Source organism: Dorea sp. 210702-DFI.3.125 (assembly GCF_020560945.1).
In the GTDB taxonomy this organism is placed as follows: Bacteria; Bacillota; Clostridia; order Lachnospirales; family Lachnospiraceae; genus Dorea; species Dorea formicigenerans.
In genome coordinates this window covers 1-240 of sequence record NZ_JAJCNF010000128.1, presented here as the reverse complement: position 1 = coordinate 240, position 240 = coordinate 1, and the positions used below count along the sequence as shown (strand labels likewise).

General features: G+C 49.2%; 1 pseudogene. It reads left to right on the top strand.

What is annotated here, in order from left to right:
- Positions 1-134: 134 nt before the first annotated feature.
- A pseudogene (locus LI164_RS15840) lies at positions 135-240 on the top strand (DeoR family transcriptional regulator); the annotation flags it as partial.

Below are 240 nucleotides of genomic sequence, written 5' to 3'. Positions count from 1 at the left end.
GACCGGGGGCGTGTCACTTACAACGAATTATGCCGGAAATGCCAGCATGGGTGCAAGCAGAGCTTCCGGGCGGTTGTGATTGACTGCCCCTGTTATTTATCCAAACGAGCAAAGAAAAAGGAGGAACACACCGAATGAATTTTGAATTTATGACGATAGACACACCATTACCGCCCTGTATGCCATTTCCCAGAGCGTTGACAGGATTTCCAGTCAGCAGCACCGCAAAGGTCATGTACT